This is a genomic window from Streptomyces europaeiscabiei (genome assembly GCF_001550375.1).
Classification (GTDB): Bacteria; Actinomycetota; Actinomycetes; order Streptomycetales; family Streptomycetaceae; genus Streptomyces; species Streptomyces europaeiscabiei.
Genome location: NZ_LRTR01000176.1, coordinates 1 through 5,923, shown reverse-complemented (window position 1 = coordinate 5,923; position 5,923 = coordinate 1). Strand labels below are relative to the sequence as shown.

6 protein-coding genes are annotated in these 5,923 nt (G+C 72.5%); 5 read left to right on the top strand and 1 reads right to left on the bottom strand.

Going from position 1 to position 5,923, the window contains the following annotated elements; translation table 11 throughout:
* From AWZ10_RS08455 to AWZ10_RS08435, 5 genes are all read left to right on the top strand, one after another.
* The coding region (locus AWZ10_RS08455; protein ID WP_060890785.1) for a peptidoglycan binding domain-containing protein at positions 1-1,365 on the top strand (1,365 nt) is incomplete at its 5' end.
* Positions 1,366-1,523: 158 nt separating this feature from the next.
* On the top strand, positions 1,524-2,513 hold the full coding sequence (locus AWZ10_RS08450; protein ID WP_079104324.1) for an ABC transporter ATP-binding protein: 990 nt from the start codon (positions 1,524-1,526) through the stop codon (positions 2,511-2,513).
* Entirely contained in the window at positions 2,510-3,250 is a 741-nt protein-coding gene (locus AWZ10_RS08445; RefSeq protein ID WP_046704653.1) for an ABC transporter permease, read from the top strand. The genes AWZ10_RS08450 and AWZ10_RS08445 overlap by 4 nt, the downstream gene beginning before the upstream one ends.
* Positions 3,247-4,431, top strand: coding sequence for a sensor histidine kinase (locus tag AWZ10_RS08440; protein ID WP_046704654.1), 1,185 nt, complete (start codon positions 3,247-3,249; stop codon positions 4,429-4,431). The genes AWZ10_RS08445 and AWZ10_RS08440 overlap by 4 nt, the downstream gene beginning before the upstream one ends.
* On the top strand, positions 4,428-5,042 hold the full coding sequence (locus AWZ10_RS08435; RefSeq protein WP_046704655.1) for a response regulator transcription factor: 615 nt from the start codon (positions 4,428-4,430) through the stop codon (positions 5,040-5,042). The genes AWZ10_RS08440 and AWZ10_RS08435 overlap by 4 nt, the downstream gene beginning before the upstream one ends.
* Positions 5,043-5,171: 129 nt before the next feature.
* On the opposite strand, the gene AWZ10_RS08430 is transcribed toward AWZ10_RS08435, so the two are convergent.
* Positions 5,172-5,923, bottom strand: a 752-nt coding sequence (locus AWZ10_RS08430) for a transglutaminase-like and tetratricopeptide repeat-containing protein (protein ID WP_060890783.1), incomplete at its 5' end; no start/stop codon positions are given.

Sequence of the window (5,923 nt, the reverse complement as noted above, 5' to 3'; positions counted from 1 at the left end):
ACCATCACCGGCGACAGCCCGCTCGGCCCGCCGCCCGCCCAGGGCGGTGCCGGTAACCCCGGCTACCAGGGCAACCCCTTCGGCGGCCCCGACGCGGACTTCTCCGCGCCCGGTGCCTCCGGCGGCTACGCCCGTCCCGGCGGCGGCATCAGCGACGACACCGCGGTCCTCACCCCGCAGCGGCACGTCCCCGAGCCGGGCACCCCGGGCTACGGCGGCCCCGGCCCCCACGTGGACAACCCCTCCGGGCATACCCTGACCAGCGGTATCCCGGTCGTGCCCCCCGGCAGCCAGGGCACGCCGTTCGGCGCGGGGGGCCCCGACGGCGCGGTGCAGCACACCCCGCCGAAGCTGCCCGACCCCGGTCCGGGGGCGAAGTCCGGCCCGGCGAAGAACACGAAGTCCGCCAAGCCGGCCAAGAAGAAGGGCCGCAGCAAGCTCGGTCTGCTCATCGGCGGAGTGGTCGTCCTCGGCGGCGGTGTCTACGGCGCAGGTCTGCTGATGAACCACTCCGACGTCCCCAAGGGCACCACCGTCCTCGGCGTCGACATCGGCGGCGGCACCCGTGACGAGGCCGTCAACAAGCTCGACCAGGCCTTCGGCAAGAGCACGGACGAGGCGCTGAAGCTCACGGTCGACGGCGAGACCGTCTCCCTCCGGCCCGACCAGGCCGGACTCCAGTTCGACAAGCAGGCCACGGTCAGCGCCGCCGCCGTCAGCGACTACAACCCCGTCTCCGTGATCGGCGCGCTCTTCGGCCAGAAGCGTGTCGTCGCGCCCGTCATGCCCGTCGACGAGGAGAAGCTGGAGGCCGCCCTGCAGCGCGCCGCCGGCAGCTCCGGCTCGGCGAGCGACGGCACCGTCAAGTACGAGGCCGGCAAGGCAGTCGCCGTCTACGGCAAGGCGGGCAAGGGCATCGACGTCGACGAGTCCACCGACGCCGTCGAGGAGGCCTACCGCACCCAGGTCGAGACCGGCGAGGTCGCCGCCGTGCGGTTGCCGACCACGACCAAGGAGCCGTCGGTCGACAAGGCCGAGGTCGACCGGTTCATGAAGGAGTTCGCGCAGCCGGCGATGTCGGGCAGGGTGACCGTCCAGACGGACGCCGCGCACAGCGTCCCGATGAGCCCGGAGAACTCCCTCTGGAGGTTCATGACCGTCAAGGCGGTCGACGGCAAGCTCGTCGACTCCTACGACGAGAAGGCCCTCAAGGAGCTCTACGGCGGCACCTTCGACGGTGTGCTCATCACCCGCGGCAACGGCGAGAAGACCCCGGTCACCGTGGAGGACGTCTACGGCGCCCTCCGCCAGGCGCTGAAGAGCACGACGGACCGCACGGCGGTCATCGAGACGGACCCGAGCTAGCCGGTCCGAGAGCAGCGCGCAGGGGGCACCCGGCACACGCCGGGTGCCCCCTCGTCGTACGCCGTCACTGTCACCGTCCTCGGTATGACTTCTGTCATCCCGAGCTCAGGACCGCCGACACTGCCGATCGCACCCCCCGCCCGCCGACGATGGTGCACATGACGACCACGACGACGACCAGGACGAAGGCCAGGACGAAGGCCAGGACGAAGGCCACCGACTCAGCGGTGGTGGGATTCGACAAGGTGACGAAGGCGTACGGCGACGTCCGGGCCGTGGACGGCCTGACGCTCACCCTGCACCCGGGGGAGACCGTGGCCCTGCTGGGCCCGAACGGGGCCGGCAAGTCCACCACCCTGGACCTGCTGCTCGGCCTCAGGAACGCCGACAGCGGCACGGTCGCCGTGTTCGGCACGAGCCCGCGCGAGGCGATCGTCGCCGGACGCGTGGGCGCCATGCTGCAGAGCGGCGGCCTCATGGACGAGGTCACGGTCGCCGAACTGGTCCGGCTCGCCTGCGACCTGCACCCGAGGCCGTACCCGGTCTCCGACGTCCTCGCCCGCTCCGCCATCACCCAGATCGCCGACCGCAAGGTGCACAAGCTCTCCGGAGGCCAGGCCCAGCGGGTCCGCTTCGCCCTCGCCACGGCCGGCGACAGCGACCTGATCGTCCTGGACGAGCCCACCACCGGCATGGACGTCTCCGCCCGCCAGGCGTTCTGGGCCACCATGCGCGAACAGGCCGACCAGGGCCGCACCGTCCTCTTCGCCACCCACTACCTCGAAGAGGCCGACGCCATCGCCGACCGTGTGCTCGTCCTGCACCGGGGTCGCCTGCTGGCCGACGGCACGGCCGCCGAGATCAAGGCCAGGGCGGGCGCCAGAAGGATCTCCTTCGACCTGCCCGAGAGCTCCGTCGACGAGGTCGACCTGCGCGCCCTTCCCTTCCTGGCGACGATCACGGTGTCCCACAGCGGCTCCGCGGCGGGAGTCGGCCGTACCGTCCGCATCCAGTCCACCGACGCCGACGCGACCGTCCACGCCCTGTACGGCCTCGGCCTCCACCCCCGCAACCTCGAAGTCACCGGCCTCGGCCTGGAGCAGGCCTTCGTCGCCATCACCGCCGCCGAGGAGGCGAAGACCAAGTGAACAGCCTGATCAAGCTGGAACTCGTCCGCGCCCTGCGCAACCGCAAGTCCCTGTTCTTCTCAATGCTCTACCCCGCGCTGCTGTTCCTGCTGATCGCGGGCAGCGCGAGCAGCACCGAGAAGCTCGGCGACACCGGTCTGACCCTCCCGACGTACATGATGGTCTCCATGGCCTCCTTCGGCGCCCTGACGGCCGTCCTCATGGGCAACAGCGAACGCATCGCCAAGGAGCGCGAGGACGGCTGGGTACGGCAGTTGCGGCTCACCACACTGCCGGGGCGCGGCTATGTCCTCGCGAAGACCGCGAGCGCGGCCGTGGTCAGTCTGCCGTCCATCGTGATCGTCTTCGTGGTGGCCGCCCTGGCGAAGGACGTACGCCTGGACGCCTGGCACTGGCTCGCCCTCACCGGCGGGATCTGGGCCGGCAGCCTCGTCTTCGCCGCGCTCGGCGTCGCCCTCGGCTACCTCGCCACCGGCGACGCGGTCCGCCCGATCACGATGATCGTCTACTTCGGCCTGTCGATGCTCGGCGGCCTGTGGATGCCGACAACGACGTTCCCCGCGTGGCTGCAGGACATCGCCCAGTGGGTGCCCACCCACGCGTACGCCTCCCTCGGCCAGGCCATCGAGCAGAGTCAGGCCCCGCACACCGAGGACCTCGTCATCCTGGCCGTTTCCTTCGCCCTGTTCACGGGCGGCGCGGCCTGGCTCTACCGGAAGGACACGCGGAAGGCGTGAGCGGCGTCGGCATCGGGCAGCGCCCGCAGAACCGCAGACAGCGGGCGATCAAGTTCCTCTGGACCGGGATCTGGCTCGCCTATCTGAGCGCCCCCGTCAGCGACCTGCTGCACGGGGGCCACAGCGACGGCGTCGTCGTCCTCGGCTGGATCGGCCTGGTCGCCTTCGTCACCTGGTACTTCGTCCTGGTCTTCCGCACCGGCCGCCGCGACAGCACCCCGATGGTGCTCGGCGCGCTCGCCGTCCTCGCCGCCCAGTCCTCGCTGCTCGCCCTCAGCCTCGGCCGCGAGTGGCTCGTCCTGTTCGTCTACGTGTCGGTCGCGTCCGGCGCGGCCCTCCCGCTGCGGCTCGCCCGCTTCACGATCCCGGCGGTGTCGGCCCTGCTCACGGGAATCGCCCTCGCCGTACCGGGAGGCGAGGCCTATCTCACCTCCCTGCTCCTCCCCGCCCTCCTCGGCGGCTTCGCCATGACCGGCGTACGCGAACTCGTCCGGACGACGCAGGAACTGAGCGCGGCCAGGGCGACGGTCGCCCAGCTGGCGGCGAACGAGGAGCGCCTGCGCCTCGCCCGCGACCTGCACGACCTCCTCGGCCACTCCCTCTCCCTGATCACGCTCAAGAGCGAGCTGGCGGGCCGGATGCTCCCCGGCCATCCCGAGAAGGCCGCGCAGCAGGTCGCCGACATCGAACAGGTCAGCCGCCAGGCCCTGGTCGACGTCCGCGAGGCCGTCACCGGCTACCGGCGCCCCCGCCTCGGCGCGGAACTCGCGGGCGCCCGGGACGCGTTGACGGCGGCCGGCATCACCCCCGAACTGCCCGCCGACCCCGACCTCACCAACGCCTCCGAGGACAGCGAGTCCGCCCTCGCCTGGGCGCTGCGCGAGGCCGTCACCAACGTCGTACGGCACAGCGGCGCCCACCGCTGCACGGTGGACCTCGTCCGCCGCCAGACCCTCGACGGCCCGATGCTCGAACTGACCGTGGACGACGACGGAACGGGCGCCCCCGGCGGCCCGGCCGGCGCCACCGGCGATGCCCCCGGCAGCGGTCTGGCGGGTCTCACCGAGCGGCTGGAGAAGGTGGGCGGCAGCCTGGAGGCGGGCCGCTCCCGGCACGGCTTCCGCCTGGTGGCCAGGGCCCCCGCCGCGCCCCCGGACCCGGACGTAGGATCCGGCGCATGACCCGCACGATCAAGGTTCTGCTCGCCGAGGACCAGTCCATGGTCCGCGAGGCCCTGGCCGCCCTGCTCGGCCTGGAGGACGACATCGAGGTCGTGGCCCAGGTGGCCCGCGGCGACGAGGTGCTGGCCGCCGCCCGCGCCCACGCCGTCGACGTGGCCCTCCTCGACATCGAGATGCCGGGCGCGACGGGCATCGAAGCGGCCGCCGAGGTCCACCGGGCCCTCCCCGCGGTGAAACTGGTCGTCCTCACCACCTTCGGCCGCCCCGGCTACCTCCGCAGCGCCATGGAGGCCGGCGCCGACGCCTTCCTGGTCAAGGACGCCCCCGCCGCCCAACTCGCGGACGCCGTACGGAGAGTGCTCGCAGGCGACCGGGTCATCGACCCCACCCTCGCGGCAGCCGCCCTGGCCGGGGGCGCGAACCCGCTGACGGACCGGGAACGCGAGGTCCTGCGGGCAGCGGCCGACGGCTCCACGAACGCGGAGCTCGCCAAGACCCTCCACCTCTCCCAGGGCACGGTCCGCAACTACCTGTCGACGGCGATACACAAGCTGGCGGTACGCAACAGAACGGAGGCGGTACGCACGGCAAGGGAGAAGGGCTGGCTGTAACCGCCGGGGCAGCCAGGAACCCCGGGGCGCGGGGCTCTGACATCATGCGGCTCCGCCGCGTGGGCCCGACCAGCCACACCCCGCCCGCACCCGCCGACGCACAACAACGCCCACGGCGAACGGGCACCCTCAGTTCAACAGAGCCCGAGCCGCCCCCGCCTGCCTCCGCACCTTCTCGGCCGCCCCGGAATCCACCCCCGCCACCACCTCCGCGTACTCCTCCAACGCGGCGGCACCCCGCACGTACTCCCCCCGCTGCACGAGCAACCGCGCCCACTCGTACCGCAACCGCGCCGGATGCGAAGGCATCGCCAACGACAGCTCCAGCGCCCACAGCGCGACATCCGTCCGCTCGGGCCGGGCGGCGGCCCACGCCCGTACGTTGTTGAGGATCCGCACCACCACGTCCAGCGGATCGGCCGGAGTCAGCATCCCGGGGTCCAGCGGCGCCCCCGTGGCCCCCGCGACCAGCAACTCCGCATCGTCCCCGCTCAACACCCGCCCCCCGTCGAACGGATCGACGAGCACCTGCTCCTCCGACGGCCCGAACCCCACCACGAAGTGCCCCGGCAGCGCGACCCCGTACACGGGCGCCCCCGCCCGCCGGGCCACCTCCATCCAGACCACCGACAACAGGATCGGCAGCCCCCGCTGCCGTCCGAGCACCTGATGCAGCAGCGAGGACTCCAGCCGCTGATAGTCCGCGGCGGAACCACGGAACCCGCACCGCTCCCCGAGCAGTCCGGCCGTCGCGACCGCCCACGCACGGGGCCCGCCGGGCCGGTACGGCATCAGCCCGGCCAGCCGGTCGAGTTCGATCTCGGCGGCGTCGAGGCCCGCCTCGTCCAGTGCCCCGTCGCCCGCCGCCCCCACCAGCAGAC